General features: G+C 68.2%; 21 protein-coding genes and 1 pseudogene. 8 read left to right on the forward strand and 14 right to left on the reverse strand.

Annotation, left to right across the window (positions count from 1 at the left end; all coding sequences use genetic code 11):
• Positions 1–19 precede the first annotated feature (19 nt).
• The 4 genes from hpnJ to ispH are packed head-to-tail and all read right to left on the reverse strand — an operon-like array spanning position 20 to position 4811.
• Positions 20–1444 (reverse strand): hopanoid biosynthesis associated radical SAM protein HpnJ, encoded by a 1425-nt coding sequence (gene hpnJ / locus AC3WVS_RS02230; protein ID WP_492317199.1) that lies wholly within the window; start codon positions 1442–1444, stop codon positions 20–22.
• Positions 1441–2595, reverse strand: a complete 1155-nt coding sequence (gene hpnI, locus AC3WVS_RS02235) for a bacteriohopanetetrol glucosamine biosynthesis glycosyltransferase HpnI (protein WP_492317200.1) — start codon at positions 2593–2595, stop codon at positions 1441–1443. The genes hpnJ and hpnI overlap by 4 nt, the downstream gene beginning before the upstream one ends.
• 11 nt (positions 2596–2606) lie before the next feature.
• A complete protein-coding gene (gene hpnH, locus AC3WVS_RS02240; RefSeq protein ID WP_492317201.1) occupies positions 2607–3776 on the reverse strand; it encodes an adenosyl-hopene transferase HpnH in 1170 nt (389 codons plus the stop codon).
• Positions 3777–3797: 21 nt separating this feature from the next.
• The gene (gene ispH / locus AC3WVS_RS02245) at positions 3798–4811 is read right to left on the reverse strand and encodes a 4-hydroxy-3-methylbut-2-enyl diphosphate reductase (RefSeq protein WP_010810967.1); all 1014 of its coding nucleotides are present in this window, start codon (positions 4809–4811) and stop codon (positions 3798–3800) included.
• Between the two features lie 207 nt (positions 4812–5018).
• On the opposite strand from ispH, the gene hpnA reads away from it, so the two are divergent.
• On the forward strand, positions 5019–6020 hold the full coding sequence (gene hpnA, locus AC3WVS_RS02250; protein ID WP_492317202.1) for a hopanoid-associated sugar epimerase: 1002 nt from the start codon (positions 5019–5021) through the stop codon (positions 6018–6020).
• A 16-nt stretch (positions 6021–6036) separates the two neighbouring features.
• Here the strand turns inward: hpnA and AC3WVS_RS02255 are convergent, their stop codons facing one another.
• From AC3WVS_RS02255 to AC3WVS_RS02275, 5 genes are all read right to left on the reverse strand, one after another.
• Complete coding sequence (locus AC3WVS_RS02255; RefSeq protein ID WP_492317203.1) at positions 6037–7185, reverse strand: glycosyltransferase; 1149 nt, start codon at positions 7183–7185, stop codon at positions 6037–6039.
• Between the two features lie 9 nt (positions 7186–7194).
• The gene (locus AC3WVS_RS02260) at positions 7195–8184 is read right to left on the reverse strand and encodes a ferritin-like domain-containing protein (protein WP_492317204.1); all 990 of its coding nucleotides are present in this window, start codon (positions 8182–8184) and stop codon (positions 7195–7197) included.
• An 80-nt stretch (positions 8185–8264) separates the two neighbouring features.
• Positions 8265–9644 (reverse strand): amino acid permease, encoded by a 1380-nt coding sequence (locus AC3WVS_RS02265; protein WP_010810971.1) that lies wholly within the window; start codon positions 9642–9644, stop codon positions 8265–8267.
• Between the two features lie 258 nt (positions 9645–9902).
• Positions 9903–11012, reverse strand: coding sequence for an alkene reductase (locus AC3WVS_RS02270; protein ID WP_492317205.1), 1110 nt, complete (start codon positions 11010–11012; stop codon positions 9903–9905).
• Positions 11013–11120: 108 nt separating this feature from the next.
• Entirely contained in the window at positions 11121–12023 is a 903-nt protein-coding gene (locus tag AC3WVS_RS02275; protein ID WP_492317206.1) for a LysR substrate-binding domain-containing protein, read from the reverse strand.
• Positions 12024–12126: 103 nt separating this feature from the next.
• Here AC3WVS_RS02275 and dkgB point away from each other — a divergent pair, with 103 nt between their 5' ends.
• Positions 12127–12930 (forward strand): 2,5-didehydrogluconate reductase DkgB, encoded by an 804-nt coding sequence (gene dkgB, locus AC3WVS_RS02280; protein WP_492317207.1) that lies wholly within the window; start codon positions 12127–12129, stop codon positions 12928–12930.
• A gap of 7 nt (positions 12931–12937) precedes the next feature.
• Positions 12938–14059 (forward strand): alkene reductase, encoded by a 1122-nt coding sequence (locus AC3WVS_RS02285; protein ID WP_492317208.1) that lies wholly within the window; start codon positions 12938–12940, stop codon positions 14057–14059.
• Positions 14060–14299: 240 nt separating this feature from the next.
• On the opposite strand, the pseudogene AC3WVS_RS02290 reads toward AC3WVS_RS02285, so the two are convergent.
• The 3 genes and pseudogenes from AC3WVS_RS02290 to AC3WVS_RS02300 form a co-directional block, all read right to left on the reverse strand.
• Positions 14300–14599: pseudogene (locus AC3WVS_RS02290) on the reverse strand (carboxymuconolactone decarboxylase family protein); the annotation flags it as partial.
• A gap of 182 nt (positions 14600–14781) precedes the next feature.
• Positions 14782–15555 (reverse strand): helix-turn-helix domain-containing protein, encoded by a 774-nt coding sequence (locus AC3WVS_RS02295; RefSeq protein ID WP_492317209.1) that lies wholly within the window; start codon positions 15553–15555, stop codon positions 14782–14784.
• Positions 15539–16462, reverse strand: coding sequence for a DMT family transporter (locus AC3WVS_RS02300; RefSeq protein ID WP_492317210.1), 924 nt, complete (start codon positions 16460–16462; stop codon positions 15539–15541). Before AC3WVS_RS02300 ends, AC3WVS_RS02295 begins: the two co-directional genes overlap by 17 nt.
• A 199-nt stretch (positions 16463–16661) precedes the next feature.
• Here AC3WVS_RS02300 and AC3WVS_RS02305 point away from each other — a divergent pair, with 199 nt between their 5' ends.
• Both AC3WVS_RS02305 and AC3WVS_RS02310 read left to right on the forward strand, forming a co-directional pair.
• Entirely contained in the window at positions 16662–18251 is a 1590-nt protein-coding gene (locus AC3WVS_RS02305; RefSeq protein ID WP_492317432.1) for a DUF1800 domain-containing protein, read from the forward strand.
• Positions 18252–18264: 13 nt separating this feature from the next.
• On the forward strand, positions 18265–19587 hold the full coding sequence (locus AC3WVS_RS02310) for a DUF1501 domain-containing protein (protein WP_492317211.1): 1323 nt from the start codon (positions 18265–18267) through the stop codon (positions 19585–19587).
• Positions 19588–19616: 29 nt separating this feature from the next.
• Here the strand turns inward: AC3WVS_RS02310 and AC3WVS_RS02315 are convergent, their stop codons facing one another.
• Positions 19617–22196 carry a penicillin-binding protein 1A gene (locus AC3WVS_RS02315; protein WP_492317212.1) on the reverse strand — a complete coding sequence of 860 codons (2580 nt, stop codon included), beginning with the start codon at positions 22194–22196 and terminating at the stop codon, positions 19617–19619.
• A 310-nt stretch (positions 22197–22506) separates the two neighbouring features.
• Between AC3WVS_RS02315 and AC3WVS_RS02320 the strand changes: the two genes are divergently transcribed.
• Entirely contained in the window at positions 22507–23577 is a 1071-nt protein-coding gene (locus AC3WVS_RS02320) for a porin (RefSeq protein WP_492317213.1), read from the forward strand.
• A gap of 811 nt (positions 23578–24388) precedes the next feature.
• Here AC3WVS_RS02320 and AC3WVS_RS02325 read toward each other — a convergent pair.
• Positions 24389–24874: a DM13 domain-containing protein gene (locus AC3WVS_RS02325; protein ID WP_492317214.1), complete on the reverse strand. Its 486-nt coding sequence runs from the start codon at positions 24872–24874 to the stop codon at positions 24389–24391.
• Between the two features lie 153 nt (positions 24875–25027).
• Here AC3WVS_RS02325 and AC3WVS_RS02330 point away from each other — a divergent pair, with 153 nt between their 5' ends.
• Both AC3WVS_RS02330 and AC3WVS_RS02335 read left to right on the forward strand, forming a co-directional pair.
• A complete protein-coding gene (locus AC3WVS_RS02330) occupies positions 25028–25261 on the forward strand; it encodes a CDP-diacylglycerol pyrophosphatase (protein ID WP_436224843.1) in 234 nt (77 codons plus the stop codon).
• Complete coding sequence (locus AC3WVS_RS02335) at positions 25249–26058, forward strand: CDP-diacylglycerol diphosphatase (protein WP_492317215.1); 810 nt, start codon at positions 25249–25251, stop codon at positions 26056–26058. The genes AC3WVS_RS02330 and AC3WVS_RS02335 overlap by 13 nt, the downstream gene beginning before the upstream one ends.
• Positions 26059–26080 lie beyond the last annotated feature (22 nt).

The raw sequence follows: 26080 nt of genomic DNA on the forward strand, positions 1-26080 counted from the left end.
GAAAGCGCGTGGGCCAGGATCAGGCCTCGTGCGAGCGCAGGAAGCGGAAGAACTCCACGCCTTCGCGCAGGCGCCGCTTCATCATGTCCCAGCTGCCCAGCATCTCGCGCACGATTTCCCAGATCTTGCCGGGGCGGAAGTAGAAGCGCTTATAGAAGGTCTCGACGCCGTGGTAGATGTCTTCCCTGGACAGGTGCGGATAGCTGATCGCGGCCAGCTGCACGCCCTGGTCGTTGACCAGGTTGATGACCTTGTTCTCCTCGAGCCAGCCGTTCTCCACCGCCTGCCGGTACAGCGTGGTGCCGGGATAGGGCGCGGCCAGCGACACCTGGATGGTGTGCGGGTTGATTTCCTTGGCGTACTCGATGGTTTTCTCGATGGTCTCGCGCGTCTCGCCCGGCAGGCCCAGGATAAAGGTGCCGTGGATCTGGATGCCCAGCTTGCGGCAGTCCTCGGTGAAGCGGCGCGCGATGTCCGTGCGCAGGCCCTTCTTGATGTTCAGCAGGATCTGGTCGTCGCCGGACTCATAGCCCACCAGCAGCAGGCGCAGGCCGTTCTCCTTCATGATCTTGAGCGTGCTGTACGGCACGTTGGCCTTGGCATTGCAGGACCACGTCACCCCCAGCTGGCCCAGCCCGCGCGCGATCTCTTCCACGCGCGGCTTGAAGTCGGTGAAGGTGTCGTCGTCGAACATGATCTCCTTGACCTCGGGCATGTTCTCCTTGATCCATTTGACCTCGGCAATCACGCTTTCGGCCGAGCGCGTGCGGTAGCGGTGCCCGCCCACGGTCTGCGGCCACAGGCAGAAGGTGCAGCGCGAACGGCAGCCGCGACCGGTGTAGATCGACACATAGGGGTGCTTCAGGTAGCCGATGAAGTAGTTGTCGATCTTCAGGTCGCGCTGGTAGACCGGCGCCACGAAGGGCAGCTCGTCCATGTTCTCGATCATCGGGCGCTGCCCGTTGTGTTCGAGCGAGCCGTCCGGCAAGCGATAGGAGAGGCCCAGGATGTCCTGGAGCGGCTTGCCCGCGGCCACATCCTGGCAGGTGTAGTCGAACTCCTCGCGGCAGACGAAGTCGATGGCCTCGCTGGCACCCAGCGTGCCGCCCGGATCGACCGCGGGCTTGGCGCCGACCATGCCGATCATCACGTCCGGCTCGCGCTGCTTCAGTTCCTCGGCGAACTTGGCGTCGGTGGGGAACGAGGGCGTGCTGGTGTGGATGATGACCAGTTCATAGTCAGCGGCGATATCCAGCGTCTGCTGCACGGTCAGGCCGTCGGCCGGCGCGTCGAGCACGCGGCTGCCCGGCACCAGCGCGGCGGGCTGCGCCAGCCAGGTCGGGTACCAGAACGACTTGATCTCGCGCTTGGCCTGGTAGCGCGAGCCCGCGCCGCCGTCGAAGCCGTCGAAGGAAGGGGCCTGGAGGAACAGGGTTTTTTTCATTGCGGCCTCTGGGGATGGATGCCGGTGGATGAAGGTTGGTTCGGGGTCAGCGCAGGACTGGTGTGCAGGGCATCGCGCACCGACAGCACCTGCTCGCGCCACTGCACGCGCTTGCCTGCCAGCGCAAATGCCCAGCCGGCCAGCAGCAGCGCATCGCGCAACGGTGCGCGCAGTGCGGCGGCGACGCTGCCTGCCAGCAAACTGCGCGCCAGCGCGCCGGCGGCCGCCACCGCAATCACCAGCGGCTGCGGCGCCAGCAGCACACCCAGCGCCAGCATCGGCCAGGTGAAGGTGATGAAGGTAAAGGCAAAGCCCGGCGGATTCAGCGATCGGATCGTGCGCAGCCAGCGCAGCTCATGCCGCCACAGGTCGGTGAAACGGTCCTCGGTGACATCGGTCGTGACCACCACCTCCGACAGCACCGTGCGCAAGCCTTGCTGCCGCGTCAGCTCGCCCAGCCAGTAGTCGTCGGCCAGCCGCTCGGACACGGCTGCGAAGCCACCGATGGCTTCCAGCGCATCCCGCCGCAGCGCAATCGTCGCGCCAAAGGCAAAGCGTTGCGAGCCGCCCGCGTGGGCGATGCGCACCGACGGCGCGAACCAGTCGTTGATGAACTGCGCGCCGATGCGCGACCACGGCCCGCCAGTCGGATTGCCGCGGTAGAGGCAGGTGACCACGCCCACGCCGGTGTCGGCCAGCGGCGCGGTCACGCGCGCCAGGTAGTCGGGCGGCACGGCGATATCGCTGTCGGCGATCACCAGCACATCGTGCTTCGCTTGTGCGAACAGGTTGACCAGGTTGCTGACTTTCAGGTTGGTGCCGTGCACTTGCGGGTCGACCACCAGCGCGATGTCGCACGTCGGGAAGTCGCGGCGCAGCCGTTCGACCACGGCGATGGCGGGATCGTCCGCGGCACGCACGCCGAATAGCAACTGGAACGACGGATGCCGCTGCCGGCACAGCGTGGCCAGGTTCTCATACAGCCGGGGCTCGGCGCCGCACAGCGGCTTGAGCACGCTGACCGGCGTCGTTGCGGTGCCGCCGCTTGCCGCCGGCGCGCGGTGCGACAGCCAGGCCGCGGCCAGCGCATAGCCAGCCGACACGCAGGTCAGCGCAGCGCCTGGGAGGGTGGCGGCAAGTTCCGCGGCCATCGGCAGTGCGGTCAGTGCGTGGCCGCGGCGTTGGCCTCGGCCGGCCGCGGCCGGTTGGCGCGCGGCTTCGCGCGCTGGATTTCCTCGAGCTTGATCTCGACGTGGCGCGAGAACACGTATTCCGCCGGCCGCTGCCGGTCCAGCGCAATATCGGGCGCCATCGGCCCGCTGGTGCGCACGCCGCGCAGGCTCACGTCCAGCGCCTTGAGCGGATGGGCAAAGGTGTCGGCCACGGCGGTGGCCTCATAGCCGCTGTGCACCATGCAGTCGGCGCACTTCTCGTAGTTGCCGGTGCCGTAGGCGTCCCAGTCGGTCTCTTCCATCAGCTCGCGGAAGGTGGCGGCATAACCCTCGCCCACCAGGTAGCACGGACGCTGCCAGCCGAAGACGGTGCGTGCCGGGTTGCCCCACGGGGTGCAGTGGTAGGTCTGGTTGCCGGCCAGGAAGTCCAGGAACAGCGTCGACTGGCTGAAGGCCCAGTTCTTGCCGGCGCGGCCGCGGCTGAGGATGTCGCGGAACAGCTGTCGGGTCTTGCCGCGGTTCAGGAAGTGCTGCTGGTCCGGCGCGCGCTCATAGGCATAGCCCGGCGACACGGTGATGCCGTCCACGCCCAGCGCCTTGACCGAGTCGAAGAACTTCGCCACGCGCTCGGGCTGGGCATCGTTGAACAGCGTGCAGTTGATATTGACGCGGAAGCCCCGTTGCTTGGCCAGCCGGATCGCCTCGACGCAGCGGTCGTACACGCCTTCCTGGCACACCGAGCGGTCATGCATCTCACGGTCGCCGTCCAGGTGCACCGACCAGATGAAATACGGGCTGGGCTGGTACTGGTCCAGCTTCTTTTCCATCAGCAGCGCATTGGTGCACAGGTAGACGAACTTGCGCCGCGCGATGATGCCTTGCACGATCTGCGGCATGTCCTTGTGCAGCAGCGGCTCGCCGCCGGCGATGGAAACCACCGGGGCACCGCATTCATCCACCGCCTCCAGGCATTCCTGCACCGACAGGCGCTGGTTCAGGATGGGATCCGGATAATCGATCTTGCCGCAGCCTGAGCACGCCAGGTTGCAGCGGAACAGCGGTTCCAGCATCAGGGCAAGCGGATAGCGTTTCTGTCGCGACAGATGCTTGCCGACGATGTAGGCGCCCACGCGGGCGACCTGCAGTAGCGGAATAGCCAAGGCAGCTTCCTCTGGTTGGGTTCAGCCGGCGATATTCTCGTTGGCGGTGGCCGGTGCGGCCGCGACTGCGGCGGGTTCCTTGCCGGCCTTGCGCGGGGCCGATTGCGGCTTAACGTCGGCCAGTTCGGGCGGCAGCCGGAACTCGGCATGTTCCTCGCGCCCGGCCATGGTGGTGACATCCACCGGGCCCAGCCGGCGCAGCGCGTTGATCACGTCCTCGACCATTTCCTCGGGGGCGGAGGCGCCGGCGGTGATGCCCACCACGTTGGCGTCGCGCACCCAGGCAGGGTCCAGCTCGGCGCCTTCGGCGATCAGGTAGCTGGGCACGCCGCTTTCAGTGCCGATCTCGCGCAGGCGGTTGGAGTTGGAGCTGTTGGTCGCGCCGATCACCAGGATCACGTCGGCCAGCTTGCACAGGTCGCGCACCGCGCTCTGGCGGTTCTGCGTGGCGTAGCAGATGTCGCGCGTATCGGGACCGACCAGGTTGCTGAAGCGGCGCCCGAGCGCGGCGATGATATTGCGGGTGTCGTCCACGCTCAGCGTGGTCTGCGTGACGTAGGCGACCGGGGTGTCGGCGGGCAGGTCCAGCTGCGCGACCTCGGCCTCGTTCTGCACCAGGATCACCTTGCCCGGGATCTGGCCCATGGTGCCTTCCACCTCCGGGTGGCCGGCATGGCCGATCAGGATCACGGTGCGGCCGCTGGCCGCGTACTGGCGGCCCTGGGTATGGACCTTGATCACCAGCGGGCAGGTGGCGTCGATGGCATGCAGCTGGCGCTGGCTGGCATCGGCGATGACCTCGCGCGAGACCCCGTGCGCGCTGAAGATCGTCACGGCGCCGGTCGGGACTTCGTCCAGTTCTTCGACGAAGCGCGCCCCCTTGTCCTTCAGTCCCTCTACGACGTGCTTGTTGTGCACGATCTCATGCCGCACGAACACCGGGGCGCCATGCTTGACGAGGGCGCGGTCGACGATCTCGATCGCGCGCACCACGCCAGCGCAGAAGCCCCGGGGCTGAGCAAGAATCACCTGCATAGAGTAAGCCCCCCGACCCTTTGCAACGGGTTTCAGTGTTTGGGATGGCGGGACAGGAAATGCACCGGCATCCACCGGAGATCCACCGCAGATCACATTTCCGTCGCACGGTGGTTACTATATACCCGACACGCCGGCTTTGTCTGGCGGCGCTTTGGCCAGCGCGAGGCTGGCCAAAGCGCCTCCGCCTCACGGGAAAACGGGTTTATGACGATAAACGATGACGTGCTGGTGACAGGCGCCTCGGGCTTTCTCGGCTCGGCGGTGGCGCGCAGGGCGCTGGCACGCGGCTTCCGGGTGCGCGTGCTGGTGCGCCCGCAAAGCCCGCGCACCAACCTGGCCGGGCTGCCGGTGACCGTGGCGGAAGGCGACATGCGCGACCCCGGGGCCGTGGCCGCCGCGCTGCAGGGCGTGCGCTACCTGTTCCATGTGGCCGCCGACTACCGGCTGTGGGCGCCGGACCCCGAGGACATCGTGCGCACCAACGTCGACGGCACCCTGGCCGTGATGGAGGCCGCGCAGCAGGCCGGCGTCGAGCGGGTGGTCTATACCAGCAGCGTGGCGACGCTGCGCGTGGCCGGCGCGCGGGCGCCGGTGGACGAGACCGCGGCGCTGCGCCCGCACGAGGCCATCGGCGCCTATAAGCGCAGCAAGGTGCTGGCCGAGCGCGTGGTGGAAAAGCTGGTGGCCGAGCGCGGCCTGCCGGCGGTCATCGTCAACCCGTCCACCCCGATCGGCCCGCGCGACGTGCGGCCCACGCCGACCGGGCGCATCATCGTCGAGGCGGCCACGGGCAAGATCCCCGCCTTTGTCGATACCGGCCTGAACCTGGCGCATGTGGACGACGTGGCCGAAGGGCATTTCCTGGCGCTGGAACGCGGCCAGTCCGGCGAGCGCTACATCCTGGGCGGCCAGGACGTGATGCTGCAGCAGATGCTGCGCGACATCGCGCAGCTGTGCGGCCGGCGCCCGCCGACGGTGCAGCTGCCGCGCTGGCCGCTGTACCCGCTGGCGTACGGGGCGGAAGCGGCGGCGCGCTTTACCGGCAAGGAGCCGTTCATCACTGTGGATGGACTCAATATGTCCCGGTACCGGATGTTCTTTACATCAGACAAGGCGCGCCAGGTGCTGGGCTATCAGCCGCGGCCATACCAGGAGGGTTTGCGGGACGCGCTGGAGTGGTTCCGGGCGCAGGGGTATCTCGGCTGAGGGCGGCAGCGCGCGCTCAGGACCGCACCGGCGCCTGTGCCCGGCCCTTCCACTGCCCGCCGCGCCGCAGCCAGTAGCGCCGTGCCGAGTCGATGGTTGCCCCCAGGTAGAACAGCGCCGTGACCGGCAACAGCGGCGCCAGCCACGCCGGCTGCCGGTATTCGCGCAGCATCGGCAGGTAGGCCAGCACCATCGCGCCCCACGCCAGCCATGCCGGCCACAGCCGCCAGCCTCCGGCCAGCGCCAGCACCGGCGGCAGCAGATAGGTAATCACCATCCCCGACACCGCGCCCGCCAGCAGCAGCGGCGAGTAGCGCAATTGCGTATAAGCGCTGCGCGCGATCATGTCCCACAGGCTGCGCCAGTCGTTGTAGGGCCGCAACGACACGCTGTCGTCGGCCAGGTCCAGGCGGATCGCGCCGCCGGGCTTGATGTGCGCGGCCAGGCTGCAGTCGTCGATCAGCTCGCCGCGGATGGCGGCAAAGCCGCCAATGCGCGCCAGCGCCGCGCGGCTGGCCAGCATGCAGCCGCCGGCCGCGGCGGCCACGCGGCTGCGGCCATCGCGCACGCGGGCGAAGGGGTAGAGCTTGGCGAAGAAGAAGACAAAGGCCGGCACGATCAGCCGTTCCCAGGCGGATTCGCAGCGCAGCCGCACCATCAGCGAGACCAGGTCGCGCCGTTCGTGCTCGGCGCGCGCCACCAGCGCGGCCAGCACGCCGGGGCCATGCCAGATATCGGCATCGGTCAGCCAGACGTAACGGGCCTGCGCGGCGATGCGGTCGGCAGCGGCCAGCCCTTCGGACTGCGCCCAGACCTTGCCGCTCCAGCCGGCCGGCAGCTCGCGTGCGCCGATCACGGTCAGCCCACGCGGGCGCGCGGTGGCCGCGGCGGCGGCGCGGGCGATATCGGCGGTGCCGTCCTGGCTGTGGTCGTCCACCACCACCAGCGCCAGCCGGCCCCGGTAGCGCTGGCCCAGCACGCCGGCCACGGCGCGGCCGATCACCTCGGCCTCGTTGCGGGCGGGGATGACCGCGACCACCTCCGGCCAGGCCGCGGGATCCGGTGCGGCAGCCGGCTTGCGCACGCGCCAGAAGCTGGCGCGGGCAAAGATCAGCACCAGCCAGACCGCCAGCGACAGCAGCGACAACGCCAACGCAAGGTGCATGGGCCGGCCCTACTTGACGAAGCGCCGCGCCAGCCGGGCCAGCCGCGGCACGGTTTCCGGGCGCAGCAGGCGCGCGTCGTAGCCGGCCATGCGCCGGTCGTTCTCGGCCAGGCACAGGTCGATCATCGCGCCCGGCGTCAGCGCCTCACCCAGCGCCGCCGAGCCGTTCATGGTGAAGTTGGCGTCCTGGGCCACGCCGTCGGTGTCGATGCCGCGCGCGATGCCGATGCGCTCCCAGACCAGGAAGGCCCACACCCGCGCCACCTTCAGCGCAAACAGCGGGCGGCGCCACCACGGCAGGTTGCGCCGGTACCACGCGGCCCAGTTGACGAAGAACAGGATATGGCGGCCTTCCTCCTGGATCACCGGCTCGAAGGTCTCGACCAGCTCGGCGGGGAAAAAGCCGGAGCGCCTGGCCGCGGCGAACAGGCCGAAGGCGAAGAAGCTGTCGATGCACTCGCTGTAGCCGGTAACCAGCCAGCCCCATTCCGGATCGTCCGGGGGCGGGTAGTCAGGCTCGGGCGCGAGCGCGATGCCGTAGGCCTCGACCAGCTTTGACAGCACTACCTTGTGGCGCGCCTCTTCGCCGCCGTCCATTTCCAGCGCGCTGCGCAGCAGCGGGTCGCTGACGGTCTGGGCAAAGGTCTTGACTCGGATCGAGGCGCGGCCCTCGGTCTGCACGGCGATATCCCAGATCGGCAGCGAGGTGACGCGGTGCAGGGCCTCCGGCGACAGCTTCGGCCAGTCGATCACGGCGGGTTTGTAGGGGTTGTGGGTCTGCAGCAGCATATTGCAGAACATCTGCAGGTGCTGCGCGGAGCCGATGCGCACCGGCCCCGCGGTGGGGTCGGTCCAGTGGCGCATGGCATGGTCGGCCTGCTCGACGGCAGTGCGCGCGACCGTATCGGCAACCGCGATGGCGCGGGCCTCGGCATCGGCGGCGCTGTTGCGCGGCGGCGCGGCCGCCGCGTTGCCAGCAACCTCAGTGGTTTCGGACATTCGGCCCCCTGGCGTTGGATTGCCCGGGAGCCATTGTAGCGAGGCGCGCCGGCCGGCGCACCCCGCTGGCTACGGCAAGGTCAGGCGCGGTAGCTGACCGGGCCGCGCGAACGCATGTCCAGCGCGTAGTAGCACACCGTCAGCAGCACCAGCCAGCCCGGGCCCACGTACAGCGCCACGCGGGTCTCCGGGAAGTAGGCCATCAGCGCCACCACCAGCGCCAGGAAGGCCAGCGCGATGTAGGAGCCATAGGGCCAGAACGGCATGCGGAAGGCCAGCGCCTTGCGCTCGGCCGCCGACAGGCTGCGGCGGAACTGGATCTGCGTGACCAGGATGATGGCCCAGGTCCAGACCGCGCCGAAGGTCGAAATCGCCGTCACCCAGACGAAGACCTGCTCCGGCACCAGGTAGTTGAGCAGCACGCCGCACAGCAGCGCGGCGATCGACACCAGCAGCGCGCGGCGCGGCACGCCATTGCGGTCGACCTTGGCAAAGGCCTGCGGCGCCTGGCCCTGCTGCGCCAGGTTGTACAGCATGCGCCCGGTGCTGAAGATGCCGCCGTTGCACGACGACAGCGCCGCGGTCAGCACCACGAAGTTGATGATGCCGGCGGCGGTCTTGATGCCCAGCCGCTCGAAGGTCAGCACGAAGGGGCTGCCCTGGGCGCCGATCTCGTTCCACGGGTACAGCGACAGGATCACGAACAGCGCGCCCACATAGAAGATCAGGATGCGCCAGAACACCGAGTTGATCGCGTCAGGAATCGACTTCTTCGGATTGCGCGCCTCGCCGGCAGTCAGGCCGATCATCTCCACGCCGAGGTAGGCGAACATCACCATCTGCAGCGACATCAGCACGCCGGAGGCGCCGTTGGGCATGAAACCGCCGTGCGCCCACAGGTTGGAGATGCCGGTGGCGATACCGCCGTTGCCAAAGCCGAACACGATCATGGCGCCGCCGCCGATCAGCATCAGCACGATGGTGACGATCTTGATCATGGCGAACCAGAACTCGAACTCGCCATAGGCCTTGACCGCCATCAGGTTGACCGAGCCCATTGCCGCCAGCGCGGCCAGCGCCCAGATCCAGCGCGGCACGTCGGGGAACCACATGCCCATGTAGATGGCAACGGCGGTGATCTCCGCCACGCAGGTCACCAGCCACAGGAACCAGTAGTTCCAGCCGGTCAGGTAGCCGGCCAGCGGGCCCATGTGGTCCTGCGCGTAGCGGCAGAACGAGCCGGCCACAGGGTTGTGCACGGCCATCTCGCCCAGCGCGCGCATGATCAGGAAGATCACCGCGCCACCGATCAGGTAGCCCAGCATGATGGCGGGGCCGGCCATCTTGATGGCATTGCCGGCGCCAAGGAACAGGCCCACGCCGATGGCCGAACCCAGCGCCATCAGCCGGATATGGCGTTCGCCCAGGCCGCGTTGCAGATGTTCTGCGCTTGCACTCATGTGTCGTTGTCTCCGTGTCATCTGAAAGGCCGCGCCGGCCTTCGTGGGGCCGGCGGGAGCAGCTATTTTCTCGTCCGCGCGGGCCGCAAACGGAAAATAGCGGGCAGGTTAATCAGATAGCCGGGATATTTGTTGCTGAATTCGTGGTGAAAATCAGGAAAAATTGCTGGCGACGGGAGCGGCGATACCCGTGCGCGCAATCGTGTGGCTCGATGGCCTGAGCGCCGCGTGAAGCTGCGCGATGTGGTCTGGCGCAGTTCAGGCTGCGGCGGCGCCGCCGTAGGCGGGATAGTCCGTGTAGCCCTCGGCGCCGCCACCGTAGTGGTGCGCGCGGTCCGACGAGGCCAGCGGCCAGTTGTTCTCAAGCCGGGTAACCAGGTCGGGGTTGGCGATGAACGGCTCGCCGAAGGCGGCAATGTCGATCAGGTCATCGGCAATCAGCTGCTCGGCGCGTGCGCGTGTCATGCCACCCGCAAGGATCAGCGCACCCGTGAAGCGACGACGGAACCTTGCCAGGAAGTCCGCCGGCGTGGCCGAGCTGCCGCGCGTGCTCTGGTCTATGAGGTGGACGTAGGCGATGTTCCGCTTCGAGAGTTCGTCGGCCAGGTGGAGATAGGTTTGCTCCAGCTCGGGGTACTCGGCCATGTCGCCCAGTCCGCCATAGGGAGACAGGCGGATGGCCGTGCGATGCGCGCCGATCCGGGCTGCCACGGCGTCGATGGCAGCCAGTACAAAGCGGGTACGGCCTTCCAGCGTGTCGCCACGGAATTCGTCGGTGCGGTCGTTCACCGTCGGGTTCAGGAACTGTTCGATCAGGTAGCCATTGGCACCGTGCAGTTCCACGCCGTCGAAGCCGGCGGCGATCGCATTGGCCGCGGCTTCCGCGAAATCGGCGATCACGCCGTAGACCTCACCGCTGGCCAGCGCGCGCGGCGCGGACACGTCGACCGCACCGGGCGTGCCGTCGGCGGTATAGCCCCAGGCCTTGGTGTTCTTCGCAACCTGGCCGGTTGCGCTGACCGGCTGGATGCCGCCGGGCTGGATCGAGACGTGGCTCACCCGGCCGACGTGCCAGAGCTGCGTGAAGATCGTTCCGCGCTTGGCATGCACCGCGTCGGTCACCTTGCGCCAGCCTTCAACCTGTTGCGGCGTGTAGAGGCCCGGATTGAACAGGAATCCCTGCGCGCTGGGCGAGATCACCGTGCCTTCGGTCACGATCAGGCCGGCGTCGGCACGCTGGCCGAAGTAGAGCGCGTTGAGATCGTTGGGCACCCCGTCCGGGTTGCGCGAACGGGTCAGCGGCGCCATGGCGATCCGGTTGGATAGCGTTTGCTCGGCCATGGCAAAGGGCTTGAAGAGGGGGCTCATGTGTGCTCCAGGGAATGGGTTTCGATGGAGCGCAGTTTGCCTGGTTCATCTTTGCAGATTAAGCCGTGTATCAGTCAAATACTTTTGATTTTGCATCAAATATGAAAACTAGCTCTCGAATGCCTTCTGCCCGAGCACCTTGACCACATACTCGACAAAGCAGGTGATGCGGGACGCCAACGCGGTGTTGCGATAGTAGACCGCGTTGATCGACTGGCGCACATCGAGGGTCTGTTTCGCAAACAGCTGCACCAGCCGCCCGTCCTGCCGATCGTCGCGCGTCATGAAGTCCGACAGGCAGGCAATGCCCTGGCCGTTCAGGGCCAGGCTCCTGAGGGTCTCGCCGCTGGACGAGGCGATGGTTGGCTTGATATGCAGCACGCTGCCGTCGTCGTCGCGCAGCGGCCAGTCGTTCAGCGATTCCGGTTGCGTGAAGCCCAGCAGCGCATGCTGCGCGAGCTGCGCCGGTTTGGTGGGCGTGCCGTGGCGCTTCAGGTAGCCGGGACTGGCCAGGATGCGGATGCGGCTGGTGCCGATGGGGCGCGCATGCAGCGTTGAGTCCTTCAGCTGGCCGATGCGGAACGCCACATCGGTGCGCTTTTCGATCAGGTCGATGATGCCTTCGTTCGAGTTGAGTTCCAGTTCCACTTCCGGGTAGCTGGCGCGAAAGCCCTCCAGCAGCGGCACGATCACATGCAGCATGAACGGCGTTGCCGCATCCACCCGCAAGCGCCCAACCGGCCGCAGGCGGCGCGCCGCGATCTGCTCTTCCGCCTCGTCAACCATCGCCAGGATGGCGCGGGCGTGTTCCAGGAATGCCGCCCCTTCCTCGGTCAGCTCCAGCCGCCGCGTGGTTCGCCGCAGCAGCGTGGTCTGCAGCTTTTCCTCCAGCCGGCCCAGGGTGCGGCTGGCGGCGGAGACCGTCAGCTTGAGCTGCTCGGCGGCCGCCGTGATCGAGCCGGTGTCCACCACGGCGGCAAAGGCCAGCAGTTCGTCGATGGTCGTCTTCATTGTTGATTTAAAATCAAATGAATTTCCCTTATACACGGCTTTATCCGCAAAGGTAAGGGCGGCAAACTGCGTGCATTCGAGTTTCCTTCAGAGGAGTTGCACCATGAGCGTTCCTTCATTTGGTGTTGGTACTTTCCGCCTGACCGGCCAGGCCGTGATCGATTCGGTGCGCAACGCGCTGGACCTGGGCTATCGCGCCGTCGATACGGCACAGATCTATGGCAACGAGGCCGACGTCGGCCAGGCTATCGCCGAGGCCGGTGTGAAGCGCGACGAACTGTTTGTGACCACCAAGATCTGGACGGCGAACTACGCCGCCGGCAAGCTTGTGCCAAGCCTGCGCGAAAGCCTGGACAAGCTGCGCACCGACTACGTCGACCTGACCCTGATCCACTGGCCGGCGTCGGGCAATGGCGTGGCGCTGCCCGAATACATGGCGGCGCTGGCCGAAGCCAAGGCGCTGGGCCTGACGCGGCAGATCGGTGTTTCCAACTTCAATATCGCGCTGACGAAGCAGGCGCTCGATGCGGTCGGCAAGGGCGAAATCGCCACCAACCAGATCGAACTGAGCCCCTATCTGCAGAACCACAAGCTCACCGCGTTCCTGAAGGAGCAGGGCATCGCCGTGACGTCGTACATGACGCTGGCCTACGGCAAGGTGCTGAAGGACCCGGTGCTGGCGCAGATCGCGGACAAGCACCGCGCTACCGTCGCGCAGGTTGCGCTGGCATGGGCGCTGCAACTCGGCTATGCGGTGATTCCGTCGTCGACCAGGCGCGAGAACCTGGCCAGCAACCTGCTGGCGCGCGACCTGAAGCTCGACGCCGACGACATGGCGCAGATCGCCGCGCTGGAGCGCAACGGCCGCGAGGTCAGCCCCGAGGGCCTGGCCCCGGCCTGGGACTGAGGAGGCCATGATGTCCGATACACGCAATCCGCTGTTCCGGCCGCATTCGCTGGGTGCCCTCTCGCTGCCCAATCGTATCGTGATGCCGCCGATGACGCGCTCGCGCGCAAGCCAGCCCGACGACGTGCCGAACGAACTGATGGCCGAGTACTACGCGCAACGCGCCAGCGCCGGCCTGATCGTCAGCGAGGGCACCTGGATTTCGCCGCTCGGCAAGGGTTATGCGTGGACGCCCGGCATCCACACGCCGGCGCAGGTCGCCGGCTGGCGCAAGGTCACCGCTGCCGTGCATGAAGCGGGCGGGCGCATCTTCGCGCAGCTCTGGCACGTGGGCCGCCTGAGCCATGTCAGCCTGCTCGATGGCCACGCGCCGGTGTCGTCGTCCGCCATCCAGGCGCACGGTGTGAACGTGTTCGTTGCCGAACCGGATGGCAAGCCGGGCTTCGTGCAGGCATCCCGGCCGCGCGCGCTCAAGGTGGAAGAGATCCACGCCATCGTCGACGAATTCCGCCAGGCCGCGCGCAACGCGATGGCGGCCGGCTTCGACGGTGTGGAACTGCACGCGGCCAACGGCTATCTGGTCAACCAGTTCATCGACTCGGAAGCCAACAACCGTACCGACGAATATGGCGGCTCGCTCGCAAACCGCCTGCGGTTCCTGGGCGAGGTGACGCAGGCGCTGATCGAGGGCACGGGCAGCAAGGACCGGGTCGGTATCCGCCTGGCGCCGCTGACCACGCTCAATGGCTGCGTCGACGCCGATCCGGAAACCACCTATACGGCCGCGGCAAAGCTGCTCGGCGAGCTGGGCGTGGGCTACATCCATATCGCCGAGGCCGACTGGGACGATGCGCCGCATATGCCAGCCGCATTCAGGCAGCGGCTGCGCGAGGTGTATCGGGGCACGCTGATCTACGCCGGCAAGTACACCGCGGAACGCGCGCAGGCCGCGCTGAACGAGGGATGGGCCGATCTGATTGCCTTCGGCCGGCCGTTCGTGGCCAACCCCGACCTGCCGGAGCGCCTGCGCGCTGGCGCGACGCTCAACCCCCATGACCGCGACACGCTGTTTGGTGGTGGCGCACGCGGGCTGACCGACTATCCCGCACTGGCCGCCAACGCGGCCTGAGTGGAAATCAGGAGATTCAGAATGAAAACACTGGCGCAAAGCGCCCCTGGCCGCGAAATCGTCATCGACGGCATGCCGCCACGACGTCGCGCATGTCCGCGCTGTCCAGCCCTTCGGTAAACGCGCTGCGGATCTGGTCCAGCAGTTGCCTGGCCGGCTCGGGCCTGCCCTGGCGTTGCCAGAGCCTTGCAAGGCTCAGTGAGGCCCGCAACTCCAGCGACCTGGCATTCTGCTTGCGGGCTACCGCGATCGCCTGGTGAAAGCACGCTTGCGCGTCATCTTCAGACAGAAGGCCATCAGAACGGCAGCCGTGAAGATGGCGAGCCGGTTATAGGCGTTCATCAGGCTGATAGCCATCGTGAGGTCAGCGAGCTCTTTCTCATTGAACGCCGCGGCCGCGACTTGGAATTCCGTCTCGGGCACGTGTGTGTCCGCCACCAGGGTGACCGACTCGGCCCATGCGAGTGCGGCCTTTTCACGGTGAGTGAACAACGGCCCCGCTTCACGCCAGGCTTGCACGAGCGCAAGCTTCTCGGGCGTATTGAAACTGTTGTGCCCATGCGGTAGCGAATGTCCTGCTCATTAGCATTTCCGACTCCGCGCAGACCCGCGCAGCTCCGTCGGCCATGATGCTCTGCGTCGCATCTCTGCCCCATACTTACTGTGCGCCGGCGGCATCAGCCGCGTCGGCGCGAAGCCGGCCCGCGCGCAACGAACGGGCGTCAGTCGGGATGGACGCGTGCGGCCGCGCGCCACGCCCCGGGCGGCTGCCCGAAACGCCGCGTGAAGCTGCGCGTGAAGGTGGTCTGGTCCGGGTAGCCTGACGCCAGCGCGACCTCGGCCAGCGGCAGCGCGGATTGCGTCAGCAGCTGCAGCGCGCGGTCCAGCCGCAGCCGGGTCTGGTAGCGGTGCGGGGTATCGCCGAAGGCCTCGGCAAACAGGGTCTGGAAGCGCCGCACGCTCCAGCCGAAATGCCCGGCGACTTCCGCCGCGCGCAGGGGCGCGGCCAGGTTGGCGCGCAGGTAGGCATCCACGGCCATCAGCGGGAATACCTGCTCGTCGCCGGGCATGCCGAGGCAGTCCGCCAGCGCCGCGGCCAGCGTGGCCGCCAGTTGCCAGTCGGTCTGCGGCCCGCGCGCTGCCGCGGCGGCGCGCCACGCCGACAGCGCGCGCACGCGGCTGCCGAAGGCGCCGTCCAGCGGGAACGTGCGCGGGCGCGCCATCAGCCGCGCGGGCAGCGCCACCGAGCGCGCCGGGAAGTCCGCCACCAGCTGCAGGTTGCCGTCCAAGCCCAGGAATTCATGATGGCTGCCGGCCGGCACGATCAGGCCGCTGCGGTCGTCCACGCGATAGACGTGGCCGTCGATCTCCAGCTCGGTGGCGCCGGCCAGGCCGAACAGCAACTGGTGGTAGCCGTGCTGGTGGCCGTCCGGCTGCGGGCGGTAGCGCCGGTGCTCGACCAGCGGCGAGGCGTGGGGTTCAGCGGGCTTCGGCATGCCGCAACCTGCCACGGGTCTGGCACAGCCAGACGCCCGCGCCGGCCACCGCCATGCCCAGCGCCTGCACCGCATCCAGCCGTTCGCCGAACAGCAGCCAGGCCTGCAGCGCGGCCAGCGGCGGCGCCAGGAACATCAGCGCCGCGGCATTGGCGGCCTGGCCGCGCCGCACCAGGCTGACCAGCAGCCAGGTGCCGGCGCCCGACAGGCCGATCGCCGCCCATGCCAGCCCGGCCCACAGCGCCACGCCGCCATGCCAGTGCAGCGGCGCGTCGGCGGCCTGGATCGCCACCATCGCGGCGGCTACCAGCATGGCGCCCAGGTTCTGCCAGGCGGAACTGGCGCGCAGGTCACAGGCGGCGATGACGGATTTCTGCAAGAGGGTTCCCATGGTGATGGAGACAATGGCCAGCACGCCCAGCAGCACGATCCAGGGCGACAGCGCCGGCGCGGCCGGGTGCATGCCGGCCGGCATCGCCGGGGCGACCACCAGCGCGACGCCGAGCGCACCCAGCGCCAGGCCCTGCCACGTCCGCCTGGAAGGTAGCTCCTTCAGCAGGGGAATGGCAACCAGCGCGGTCAGCAGCGGCTGCAGCGCGCCCAGCAGGGCCATGATCGCCGGCGGCAGGCCCCTGGCCACGGCGCCGTAGCCGGCGCACAGGTAGATGCCCTGCATCAGCGCGCCGGCCAGCAGGTGGCGCGGCGCCTCGCGCAGCGGCGGCCAGGCCGCGCGCGCGGCCAGCGACCAGGCCACGAACATCAGCGCCGCCACGGCAAAGCGGCCCAGCAGGAACAGGCTGGTATCGGCCAGCGGCACGATGGCCTTGCCGACGATAAAGCCGGTGGACCAGATCAGGACAAAGGCAACGGTGGGCAGCCAGGCGGCAGCGGACAGGGGGCGCGACATGCAAGCAGGCGTTTCCGCCGGGGGGCGGGATCGGAGGGACAGAGCGCAAGGCTAGCCAGGCAGCGCGCCGCTGTCTTGGCAAATCCGGCAATCGGCATGCAGAAAGCATTGGTAACACTCCGGCGGCGCCTCCGGGTCAACCAATGTGCGCTTGCCACGTAACATAGTGATGTTGATCGAACAGGGCGAGGAGCAAGGCATGAATCCGGCGCAGCATTCGAGACAATCCGGCCCGGGCCGGCTCGCCGCCTGGCGGGCCGCCGCGGCACTGGCACTGGCAGCGTGCCTGGCCGCCTGCGCACAGGTGCCGGCCGAGGCTGGCGGCAGCACCGCCGCCACCGACCTGCGCTGGCTCAACACCGTCACCTACGGCGCTGACCAGGCCACCCTTGGCCACCTGCGCCGGCTGGGCCGCAAGGGCTTCCTCGACCGGCAACTGACGCTGCCGCTGGCCGATCCGCCCGAACTGGCGGCTGCCATCGCAGCCTTGCCCAACCTGCAGGCCGATGCCGCCGCGCAGATCCAGGCCGCACGCGACGCGCGCCAGCGCATCGACGCGTTGCCCGACGACGACCGCAAGCAGCAGGCCCGCCAGGCGCTGAACGCGCAGGGCCGCGAGATCGTGGCCGATGCCGCGCGGCGCCACCTGCTGCGCGCGCTGTATTCTCCGGCGCAGCTGCGCGAGCAGATGACGTGGTTCTGGATGAACCATTTCAACGTCTACTCGGGCAAGGGCCAGGTCCGGCTGCTGCTGGCCGACTACGAAGAGCGCGCCATCCGCCCGCACGCGCTGGGCCGCTTCCGCGACCTGCTGATGGCCAGCGTGACCGGGCCGGCCATGCTGGTCTACCTCGACAACGCCCAGAGCAGCGCCAACCGCATCAACGAGAACTACGCGCGCGAGCTGATGGAGCTGCATACCATGGGCGTATCGGGCGGCCCCAGCGGCTCCCGCTACACCCAGCAGGACGTGCAGGAGCTGGCGCGCGTGCTGACCGGCGTGGGCGTCAACCTGCGCGGCACGCCGCCGCCGCGGCTGCCGCCGGCGCGCGCGGGGCTGTACCGCAGCGAGGGCTTGTTCGAATTCAACCCCGCGCGCCATGACTTCGGTGCGAAGACGCTGCTGGGCCAGCGCATCGAGCCGGCCGGTTTCGACGAGGTGGCGCGCGCAGTGTCGATCCTGGCGCGCGAGCCGGCCACCGCGCGCTTTATCAGCGCCAAGCTGGCCGCCTATTTCATCGCCGACAACCCGCCGCCGGCGCTGGTCGAGCGCATGGCGCAGACCTTCACGCGCACCGATGGCGATATCGCCGCAGTGCTGCGCACCTTGTTCCTCGCGCCGGAACTGGACCGGCAACTGGCGGCGCCCACGCGCAAGTTCAAGGATCCGATGGTCTATGTGGTGTCGTCGATGCGGCTCGCCTATGAAGGCCGTCCCGTAACCAACCTGCGCCCCGTGATGAACTGGTTGAACCAGCTCGGCGAGCCGCTCTACGGCCACGTGGCGCCGGACGGCTACCCGTCGTCGGAAAGCGCGTGGGCCAGCTCGGGCCAGATGGTGCGGCGCTTCGAGATCGCGCGCGCGATCGGCTCGGGGCCGGCGGGATTGTTTGCCGGCGATGGCGCGAGGCCGAGCGGCGCGCGCTTCCCGATGATCGGCAACAAGCTGTACTTCGACACCATCGAAGCCACCCTTGGCCCCGCCACGCGCGCCGCGCTGGCGCAGGCGGAATCGCAGGCCGAATGGAATACCGTGCTGCTCGGTTCACCCGAGTGGATGCAGCGCTGACAGGGAGCAGACCATGCAACGCCGACAATGGCTGAAAACAATGGGCGGCGCCACGCTGGGGCTGGCGCTGCCCGCCATCGCCTCGCGTGTCTATGCGCTGCCGGCGCAGGCCGATGCGCGCTTCCTGCTGGTGTTCCTGCGCGGCGGCTATGACGCCGCCAGCGTGCTGGTGCCGGCGGGCAGCGACTTCTACTATGCCGCGCGGCCCAATATCGCCATCCGCCGCCCGCCCGCGGCCGGTACGGACGCTGACCCCAACGCGGCAGTGGCGCTGGCGCCGGCTTTTGCCGCCGACAGCGCCGCGCGCGGCATCGGCGACTGGGCGCTGCACCCGGCATTGGCCGCGACCATGCTGCCGTTGTGGCAGCGCGGCCAGTTGGCCTTCGTGCCGTTCGCCGGCACGCACGACCTGTCGCGCAGCCACTTCGAGACCCAGGACGGGATCGAGGCCGGTTTGCCCGGCGAAGGCGAGGACCGCAAGTCCGTGGCCTCGCTGCGCGGCAGCGGCTTCCTGAACCGCCTGGCGCAGGCCATGGGCGGGCAGGCCGCGCCCGTGGCCTTCACCGACGGCTTGCCGATGGTGCTGTCCGGTCCGCGCGACGTGCCCAATGTCTCGCTCAAGGGCAGCGGCCGCACCCCGTTCGATGCGCGCCAGGCGAAGCTGCTGGCGCAGATGTACCGTGGCACGCGTTTCGAATCGCTGATCGATGAAGGCTTCGAGCTGCGCGAAACGGTGGCGCGCCAGGCGCAGCCGCAGCCCGGCAGGTCAGGCAGTGACGCCGGCACCATGGCCGCGCGCATGCAGGAAATGCAGGCCGCCAACCGCCGCTCGCTCAGCGCGCGTGGTTTCGAGGTCGAGGCCCGGCGCATGGCGGGCTTGATGCGTGAGCGCTTCAACCTGGGCTTTATCGACGTGGGCGGCTGGGACACCCACGTCAACCAGGGCGGCGCGCAGGGGCAACTGGCCGGCCTGCTCGACAACCTCGGCCGCGGCCTGTCTGCTTTCGCTGCCGAGATGGGTCCTGTATGGGACAAGACCACCGTGGTGGTGCTGTCCGAGTTCGGCCGCACCTTCCGCGAGAACGGCACGCGCGGCACCGACCACGGCCACGGCACGGTTTACTGGGCCGCGGGCGGTGCGGTGCGCGGGGGCCGCATCGCCGGTGAGCAGGTGGCGGTAGAACCGGCCACGCTCAACCAGAACCGCGACTGGCCGGTGCGCAATGAGTACCGGGCGGTGCTGGGCGGGGTCTTCCGCAGGTTGTACGGGCTGGATGAGGTGCGGCTGGCGCAGGTGTTTCCGGGGGTGCGGGGGCGGGATATCGGCTTGGTGTAGCCCCCGCGCCGCGCTCTCCGGAGGGGCGTTCAGTTGCTGCCGTTGGCTGGGGTGATGACGGTTGGCGCGAGGGGCGTGATGGGCGCTGGGGGCGCAGGCGGTGCGGGCGGATTTGCGGAAGCCGGGGAGGCAGGGGCGGCGTTAGGCGCTGGTTCGGCCTGAGGGGGTGGCGCAACCGGAGCGCTGCCCGCGCTCATGTCCTGCGGCACCGCAATCACCGTCTCCCCCCGGTCCAGCGCCAGGCTGGGCTCATCCGGGCCGGCATCCGCCGCGGCAGACGATGCCGCACCGGCCGGCGGTGCGGCATCAGCCTCCGGCGCGGGCAGCGCCGGCCGACGCGGTGCCGGGCGCGGCGCCGGAGTCTCGCTGGCCTTGTCGCGTGTGAACAGCTGGCTGAACCAGCCGCGCAGCTGCGTTCCCAGCGATGCGAACAGGCTGGTCTCTTCGTGCTCGGCAAAGCGCGCGCGGCCGTCGACGATGCGCGAGCGCAGCGCGCGCTGGTAGAAGTCGCCCACCATCGGCAGCGCGCTGTGCGCGCCCTGGCCCCAGTAGTCGCTGCGCAGCGTGACGCGGCTGTCGTTGAAGCCGACCCAGGCGCCCGCCACCAGCTCCGGATGCATCAGGATGAACCAGCCGTCGGCATTGTCCTGGGTGGTGCCGGTCTTGCCGGCCACGTCGGCGCGGATGCCGAAGCGCGAGCGGATGCTGGCGCCGGTGCCGCGGTCGATCACGTCGCGCATCACGTCGAGCAGGGTTTGCGTGGTGGCGGCGGGCAGCGCGTGCTCGGCGCGCGCCGGCCGGAACACCTGCAGCACATTGCCCTGGCGGTCTTCGATGCGCGTCACCATGGTGGGCGCGATATAGTCGCCGGCGTTGGCGATGGTGCCGTAGGCGGCCACCATCTCCTTGAGCGTGACCGGGCTGGTGCCCAGCGCCAGCGACGGCACCACGTCGAGCTGGCTGTCGCGCACGCCCATGTCGCGCGCCAGCCGCGCCACGCGCGTCGGCCCCACTTCGTGCATCAGCTGCGCGGTGATGGTGTTGCGCGAATAGACCAGGCCGTCGCGCAGCGTCATGGCGCGGCCGGTGGGGCGGCCTTCATCGGTGGGGCGCCAGACCTCGCCGCCGGCCAGTTCGATTTCCACCGGCTGGTCCACCAGCGTGTCGTCGGGGGTCTTGCCTTCTTCAAAGGCCGCGCCGTAGACAAAGGGCTTGAAGGTCGAGCCCGGCTGGCGGCGCGCCTGCTGCACGTGGTCGAACGCGTCCTGGGTGTAGTCGCGGCTGCCGACCCAGGCGCGGATCTCGCCGTTGCGCGGATCGATGGCCAGGAAGCCCGCCTGGATGCGCGTCTTCTGCTGGTGCAGCGCGCGCATGAAGGCATGGTCGGACATCAGATGGCGCAGCGCCTCTTCCGGCGCGGTGCCGGCGGCGATGGCGGCACGGTACTCTGGGGTCTCGCGCACGAAGGCCTGCACCAGCGGCAGGTTGGCGGCCCAGCCCGCGCGCGGCGCCCAGGCCGCGTTGGCGATGGCCTGCAGCCGGTTGCCCTGCTGCACCACGGCCTGCGTGGCCATGGCCTGCAGGCGGGCGTCGATGGTGGTATGCACCACCAGGCCGTCGGCGTAGATGTCGTAGCCATTGCGGTCGGCCCAGCCGATCAGCCACTTGCGCAGCTGTTGCGCGAAATGCGGCGCGGGGCCGGGCGGCTCGGTCTGGCGCTCGAAGTCGATGCGCAGCGGGCGCTTCTTCAGCTGCTCGTAGCGCGCCGCATCCAGCTTGCCGCGCTTGACCATCTGGCCCAGCACGATATTGCGCCGGTCGAGCGCGCGCTCGGGGTTGAGCACCGGGTTGTAGTAGCTGTTGCCCTTGAGCATGCCGATCAGCGTGGCGCTCTGCAGCACGTCGAGCGAGCGCGCCGGGCGGTCGAAGTAGGTGCGCGCCGCCATCTCGATGCCGAACGCGTTGTACAGGAACGGCACCGTGTTGAGATAGGTCTCGAGGATCTCGTCCTTGGTATAGAGCGCCTCGATCTTGAGCGCGGTGATGGCTTCCTTGAGCTTGCGCGTCAACGTGGGCGCGCGGCCGATTTCATCGGGATACAGGTTGCGCGCCAGCTGCTGGGTGATGGTGGACCCGCCCTGGCGGTCGCCGGAGAAGGTATGCACCGCGGCCGAGGCCAGCCGGCGCCAGTCCAGCCCATGGTGCTGGTAGAAGCGGTGGTCTTCGGTGGAGATCAGCGCAGCCACCACATTGGGTGAAATCTGCGACAGCGGCACCCAGTCGCGGTTGGCCCACTTGAACACCGCCAGTTCCTTGCCGTCGGCGGACAGCACCTGGGCCGGCTGCTCGGACTTGGCCTTGCGGATATCGCTGATGCCCGGCGTGAACGGGATCAGGACCAGCACATAGAGCAGGAGGGCCGCGGGGATGGCGGCCAGGCCCACCAGCACGCCGCGCCGCGTGGGGCGCAGCGACCCGGGCCGGGTCAGGCCGGCGCGTGCAAGGCGCGCGGCCATGCCTGACAGGCGTTGCTGGAGGGGGGCAGGCAATGAAGCCTGCAGCGAGGCGAGCAGCGGGGCAAGCCGGGTCTTGATCTCAGCCAGCCTCATGAGGCGAAGCGGTCGAGGCACAGGCACATGGCGGCACGGAGCACTGGCATTACCGTCGTCGGAAAAGCATGCATCCTACCAAAACGTTCCCCTTGGTTACAGGGAAAACCCCCATTCGAGGGTTATCCGCCACTTGTTGCTGCGAAGCAAGGGTCACAAAGCTTTCATATTGCGCCACGACAATGCCGGAGCCGCACTTTGTGCGGACGATGCGCCGTTGCCGGGTTGCCCGGCGGACCGGGTTGGCCTTGCCGACCCGGCCTGGGTCCGGCGCGGTGTCGTGCCTCAAACAGAACACAGAGAAATCACAGTGAAGAAAGCTCTCCTTGCAATGACGGCAGCAGCGGCCGCGTCGGCCGTATCCGGGGTGGCGTCGGCCCAGTCCGCGTCGAACGTGACGCTCTACGGCATCGTCGATGCCGGCGTCGAAGTGATCAGCCACGTGCCGGGCAGCAACGGCGCCCAGGGTACGGCAACGCGCCTGAACTCCGGCAACCTGTCCGGCTCGCGCTGGGGCCTGCGCGGCACCGAAGACCTGGGCGGCGGCCTGAAGGGTATTTTCGTGCTGGAGAGCGGGTTCGACATCGATACCGGCACCTCGGGCCAGGGCAACCGCCTGTTCGGGCGCCAGGCCTACGTCGGCCTGCAGGGCGGCTGGGGCGCGGTCACGCTGGGCCGCCAGCAGAACGCGCTGTACGACCTGTTCGGCGCCTTCGACCCGATGGGCGTGGGCCCGCGCTACTCGCTGAACAGCGTTGACTCGGCCTTCAACGGCCGTGCCGACAATGCCATCAAGTACACCGGCAAGTTCGGCGGCCTGACCGCCACCGGCTTCTACAGCTTCGGCCGCGACAACAACGGCGAAGTCGCGGGCGAGCCCAAGGTCGCGCGCAACTTCGGCGGCGGCCTGTCGTACGCCGCGGGCGGCTTCTCAGTCGGCGCTGCCTACGACCAGTACCAGGGCGCCACCGTGGCGCTGCAGGACCGTGCCGCCAAGCGCGCCGCGGTGGGTACGGCCTATGCCTTCGGCGGCGCCAAGGTGTTTGCCGGCTATCGCTGGCTGAAGGACGACGGCGTGTCGAGCGCCAGCGCTGCTTCGACCCGCAGCAATGTGTACTGGGCTGGCGCGCAGTACCGCTTCACGCCTGCCTTCCAGCTGACCGGCGCGGCCTACTACAACGACACGCGCAATAGCGATGCCGATCCGTGGATGTTCGTGCTGTCGGCGGACTACTCGCTGTCCAAGCGTACGGATGTGTACCTGAATGTTGGGTACTCGAAGAACAAGTCGGGGTCGGCGCTGGGGCTGAATGGGGTTGGTACGGTGGTGGCTGGTGAGAACCAGACCGGTGCTACCGTTGGTCTGCGTCATCGCTTCTGAGCGTAACTGTCTGATGCCCGCCTGGCAGGTTGTGATGCCTGCATGGGTGGGCGATTAACTGTCATATCGACACCTGCGGATTGCATTGCGGGGTTCGTTGGGCCGGTTGGTTTGATCGGCCCTTTTTTCTCTGGTCCCCGCCCTTGGTTGCGGCGTGTTTCTATTGTTGCCATGCGGTCGGTTGTCGCCCTTGGCGGGCGTGGCTGTTTCGCCGGCGTAGCCGGCGAGTCACTTTTTGTCCGAGCGACAAAAAGTAACCAAAAAACGCGTCGCCTGTGCGGCTGGCAATAAATTTCACGGTGTTGGTGGTGGTTGCCGTTCGGCGTGGGTGCCCGTTCGACCCTGCTACGCCATGTGAGTCAGTGGCAGCGCCTCCGTTAACCCACTATTGAACAATCCCCATGCAGGGCGTAGGCCGCCTGCTGCCAGCCGCATCGCGGGGACGCCTACGGCTGCTGCGCAGGCTCAAAATGCGTTGACGGTCATTGGGCGCTTGCGCGGTGCGCAGCCGAAGGCGTTGATGCGATATCGCTCGAGAGCGCGGGCCACCGCCCGACTTGGGGATCGTTCAAAAGCCGGTTATCGCAGGCACTGGCACACACTCACATGGCGTAGCAGGGTCGAACCGCGACCACATCCAAACGGCAAGCACCGCCGCCCATATGACCGACGCCGCGTAATTGATTGCCAGCCGCATAGGCGACGCGTTTCTTGCCTACTTCTTGTCGCTTGGACAAGAAGTAGGTCGCCGGCTACGCCGGCGAAACAGCCCACGCCCGCCAAGAGCGACAAGCCGGTCGTATGGCGATGACTACCGATACCCCGCCGCCCCAATAAACTGCCCAAACCTCTCACACCAGATCACCACCGCCCCATACCGCGCCGGATCCACGCCAGCCGGCAACGCCACGGTGAAGTTGCCAAAGGTCTTCAGCTCACCAACCTGCAGCGACCGATCCTTGATCCGAAGGAAGGCCTCCTTGTTGTCGACAAACTCCGGCGCCAGGTAGATCCGATAATCCGGCCCCGGCGCAACGCTGCCTTCAAAGGCAAGCGCCTGCGGCGAAACATGGAGCCGGCCGCTGACCCAGTGCAGCGCGTCACTGCCCGCCAAGTCCTTGCGGAAGGTGCCGGTGTAGCGCGACTGTTGTGACACAGCCTGCACTTGCTCCGCACTGGCGCCAGCCTGTTCTGTCAGGATCGGCAAGACATAGATGCCCGCAGCAAAGCCCACGGCCAGCGCGGCAAGGTGGGTCAGCACAAGGATGGCGGACTTGCGGAGCGGGTTGGCCGGCATGTTTTTCTCCCGAAGGCATGAGGATGCGGGTATGTCGTCGCCGGAGCCGGATCCTGACAGATCTGTGGTGCCTTAGCACATTCGCAACGGTTTCACCAATCCAACACACGGAAGTGGTTATGATTTGGTAGTCGCCTAGTCGAGAAGCTGCCTATGACCCTCCACGTCACGATCCGCACCATCCGTACCGGCACGCTGCAATCCGCCCGCTATCAGGCGCGGGTTTATCTCACCACCGATGCCGAAGCCCTGCCGTTGCTTGCAACGGACTGGAGCGAGCGCGAGGCCGATGCCTTCCGTACCGCGCAGTTCTGGGCGCAGCGCCACGCCTATGTGGTGTCTAATCCACGCGCCGGGACTTTCTACGGAGTTTCGTGCCGGCGCTGAAGCCGGCCCGCGGTTGGCGCGGTGCCCCCGCGTTGTGGCTAGCGGCCATCCTGGCCCTGGCCGGCTGCACCGCCGAAAACGTCGTCGGCGTCCTGTCGGGCGGCCGCGATGGCTTGTGGCGCAACGTGCAGCAGCGCTGCCTTGGCAGTACAGCGGCGGCTCATCCCGATTGCGCGCAAGTGGACCGGTCCCAGGGACTGGTGCTCTACAAGGACGCGATCGGCAAGTCGCATTACCTGGTGATCCCGGCACGGACGGTGACCGGCATCGACGACGCCAGAGCCTGGGACGGCGCAGGCGCCAACCCCTGGGCCTTCGGCTGGGCCGAGCGCGGCATCGTTGGCCGCTCGCTTGGCAAGGCCGTGCCCGACGACATGCTGGGCCTGGCGATCAATTCCCGCGCCTCGCGCAGCCAGGACCAGCTGCATATCCATCTCGATTGCATCAGCGCGGCCGCGCGCGCCGTGGCCAATGGCGCGGCCGGGCCGATCGGCACCGGCTGGACCACGCTGCGGATCGAGGACAAGCCGGTGCGCGCGATCTTTGTGCCGGCCAGCGCGCCGGTGCTGGCGGTCGACCCTTTCCAGCTTGTGCGTGACGGCACCAAGGGGGTCGCCGCCGCAGCGCCGCCGGACCGCGGCATCTTTGTCACCTATGTGCGGGAGCGGCAGGGCGGGGCAGGCTTTGTCGTGATCGACCAGCCCGTCGACAGCGCGGCCGGCAGCAACGGCCACGCCAGCGATTTCCTGGACCGGCGCTGCCGGCTGGCTGAAGGCCTGGCGAGCGCGGCGGGCTGATCGGCGGCCCGCCCGCCGGGCC

The sequence above is a fragment of the Cupriavidus sp. CPT47-8839-RL05A genome (assembly GCF_058792255.1).

Bases quoted from the DNA above. Each gene is read 5' to 3' on its own strand.
- hpnJ (WP_492317199.1), bottom strand. From the start codon at position 1,444: ATGAAAAAAACCCTGTTCCTCCAGGCCCCTTCCTTCGACGGCTTCGAC.
- hpnI (WP_492317200.1), bottom strand. From the start codon at position 2,595: ATGGCCGCGGAACTTGCCGCCACCCTCCCAGGCGCTGCGCTGACCTGC.
- ispH (WP_010810967.1), bottom strand. From the start codon at position 4,811: ATGCAGGTGATTCTTGCTCAGCCCCGGGGCTTCTGCGCTGGCGTGGTG.
- hpnA (WP_492317202.1), top strand. From the start codon at position 5,019: ATGACGATAAACGATGACGTGCTGGTGACAGGCGCCTCGGGCTTTCTC.
- AC3WVS_RS02255 (WP_492317203.1), bottom strand. From the start codon at position 7,185: ATGCACCTTGCGTTGGCGTTGTCGCTGCTGTCGCTGGCGGTCTGGCTG.
- AC3WVS_RS02260 (WP_492317204.1), bottom strand. From the start codon at position 8,184: ATGTCCGAAACCACTGAGGTTGCTGGCAACGCGGCGGCCGCGCCGCCG.
- AC3WVS_RS02265 (WP_010810971.1), bottom strand. From the start codon at position 9,644: ATGAGTGCAAGCGCAGAACATCTGCAACGCGGCCTGGGCGAACGCCAT.
- AC3WVS_RS02270 (WP_492317205.1), bottom strand. From the start codon at position 11,012: ATGAGCCCCCTCTTCAAGCCCTTTGCCATGGCCGAGCAAACGCTATCC.
- AC3WVS_RS02275 (WP_492317206.1), bottom strand. From the start codon at position 12,023: ATGAAGACGACCATCGACGAACTGCTGGCCTTTGCCGCCGTGGTGGAC.
- dkgB (WP_492317207.1), top strand. From the start codon at position 12,127: ATGAGCGTTCCTTCATTTGGTGTTGGTACTTTCCGCCTGACCGGCCAG.
- AC3WVS_RS02285 (WP_492317208.1), top strand. From the start codon at position 12,938: ATGATGTCCGATACACGCAATCCGCTGTTCCGGCCGCATTCGCTGGGT.
- AC3WVS_RS02295 (WP_492317209.1), bottom strand. From the start codon at position 15,555: ATGCCGAAGCCCGCTGAACCCCACGCCTCGCCGCTGGTCGAGCACCGG.
- AC3WVS_RS02300 (WP_492317210.1), bottom strand. From the start codon at position 16,462: ATGTCGCGCCCCCTGTCCGCTGCCGCCTGGCTGCCCACCGTTGCCTTT.
- AC3WVS_RS02305 (WP_492317432.1), top strand. From the start codon at position 16,662: ATGAATCCGGCGCAGCATTCGAGACAATCCGGCCCGGGCCGGCTCGCC.
- AC3WVS_RS02310 (WP_492317211.1), top strand. From the start codon at position 18,265: ATGCAACGCCGACAATGGCTGAAAACAATGGGCGGCGCCACGCTGGGG.
- AC3WVS_RS02315 (WP_492317212.1), bottom strand. From the start codon at position 22,196: ATGAGGCTGGCTGAGATCAAGACCCGGCTTGCCCCGCTGCTCGCCTCG.
- AC3WVS_RS02325 (WP_492317214.1), bottom strand. From the start codon at position 24,874: ATGCCGGCCAACCCGCTCCGCAAGTCCGCCATCCTTGTGCTGACCCAC.
- AC3WVS_RS02330 (WP_436224843.1), top strand. From the start codon at position 25,028: ATGACCCTCCACGTCACGATCCGCACCATCCGTACCGGCACGCTGCAA.